This window comes from Williamsia sp., assembly GCF_016462415.1.
Classification (GTDB): domain Bacteria; phylum Actinomycetota; class Actinomycetes; order Mycobacteriales; family Mycobacteriaceae; genus Williamsia_A.
The window spans coordinates 1-1,674 of record NZ_JAEMTF010000237.1; the positions used below are offsets into that span (position 1 = coordinate 1).

Here is a 1,674-nt window from a genome sequence, read left to right on the forward strand (position 1 = left end):
GCACCGACCTCGACGCACGACTCGCGCGTGACCCCTTCGGGCAGCGCGGGTTCGCCGAGTATTCGGTCACGACGTTCCACCCGTCTCGTGCCGCCGACGGACTCGAGTCGCTCATACACCCGGCACGGCAGTAGATCGTTTCGCACCGTCACCGGAAATCGGTCGCGGTGGCCGGGGCCTCCCACGCATCCACTTCCGCCGTCCGATCGGCGTAATGGTTCCGGAGCACCGCAACAGCATCTGGACCCAGCGGTAGTCGACGGGGCACCGACGACGACAGTGCGGCATCGACGATGATCTGCGCAGCGCGCGTCGGGTCACCGCGTTGCGACCCGTGTCCGGCCACAAAGGCATCGCGCGCGATACCGACCGACGACTCATACGCGTCGATCGGCCGGGCCAGCCGCAGGGACCGACCACCGAAATCCGTTCGAAAAGCGCCTGGTTCGACGATCATCACGTCAACTCCGAACGGCTCGACCTCAGCCCCCAACGCGTCGGCCACGGCCTCGAGGGCCGCCTTCGGCCCGGCGTAACCAGACCCGCCTGCGCCTGAGGTCACACCGACGACGGAGGACATCACCACGATGCGCCCCCAGCCCCGATCACGCATGCCGGGAAGGTACGCGCGGATCACATCGAGCGCGCCGAACAGGTTGACCTCGAAAGCTTCTCGGATCTCGTGGTCGGCCGTCTCCTCGAACGCGCCGAGCAGCCCGTAGCCGGCATTCGCGACGACGACGTCGACGTCAGGGTGGTCCCGGCAGATGCCCGCCATCGATGCGGCACGTGTGTCCCTGTCCGACAGATCCAACGACCACGCCTGCATGCGGTCCTCGTCCTGTGCGATGACCCTCGCGGCGTCTCTGGCGGTTGCGATCACGTGATCACCTCGGTCGAGGGCAACGCGTGCCACCGCCGCGCCGAGCCCCGAGCTGGCACCGGTCACAAACCACCGCAGCGGCTCGGCAGGCTGCGACGAGGATCGACTTTTTACCATCATGGTAATATTCGTATCATGGTAGCGATACGAGAGCGTAAGCGAGAGCAGACTCGCCAGGCGATCTCCGACGCCGCGACCCGCCTGTTCGAGAACCACGGATTCGACGCCGTCACCCTGGCCGACATCGCTGCGGCAGCAGACGTCTCGGTGAAAACCGTCGTGAACTACTTCGGCGCCAAGGAAGAGCTGTTCTTCGACGGGGAACCCGGAGTCCTCGACACCCTCGTCCACGCCATCGGTGACCGTGGCGACCGTTCGTCCACGTCCGCGCTGCGCCCGTATGTCATGAGTGGACCCATCTTGGCCGGACCGTGTGCCTGGCCGTCTGTCGATCGGTCCATGTGGGCGTCGATGACCACGTTCGCCGAATGCGAGGCCCGTTCGCCGATTCTCACGAACCGGCGGGCCGCGATCCTGCAGTCCTGGCTCGACCCGCTGGCCGATGCCGCCGACTCACAGGCATGGGCGGCCTTGGCCATCGGAGTACTCACCCTGCGGCACCGGGTGGTCACCGACGGCATGCGAGAAGGCCGGTCACCGACCACGGTGCGGCGTCGGCTGACCCTCACTGCGGGCCTCGCCCTCGACGCACTCGACCGCGGGTTCTCCGAGACCGCTACCCGCTGAGGCAGGTGGGCCCGAGCAACGCCTTCAGATCACCCATCAGCGCC

Annotated in this window: 2 protein-coding genes; one reads left to right on the forward strand and one right to left on the reverse strand. The window is 67.0% G+C overall.

Features of this window, described 5'->3' with window-relative positions; genetic code table 11:
- Positions 1–148 precede the first annotated feature (148 nt).
- Complete coding sequence (locus JHC79_RS23695) at positions 149–1,003, reverse strand: SDR family NAD(P)-dependent oxidoreductase (protein ID WP_366783294.1); 855 nt, start codon at positions 1,001–1,003, stop codon at positions 149–151.
- A 15-nt stretch (positions 1,004–1,018) separates the two neighbouring features.
- Between JHC79_RS23695 and JHC79_RS23700 the strand changes: the two genes are divergently transcribed.
- Positions 1,019–1,630, forward strand: a complete 612-nt coding sequence (locus JHC79_RS23700) for a TetR/AcrR family transcriptional regulator (protein WP_296395541.1) — start codon at positions 1,019–1,021, stop codon at positions 1,628–1,630.
- Positions 1,631–1,674: the final 44 nt, after the last annotated feature.

Coding starts and splice junctions, on each gene's coding strand:
- JHC79_RS23695 (WP_366783294.1), bottom strand. CDS start 1,003: ATGATGGTAAAAAGTCGATCCTCGTCGCAGCCTGCCGAGCCGCTGCGG.
- JHC79_RS23700 (WP_296395541.1), top strand. CDS start 1,019: ATGGTAGCGATACGAGAGCGTAAGCGAGAGCAGACTCGCCAGGCGATC.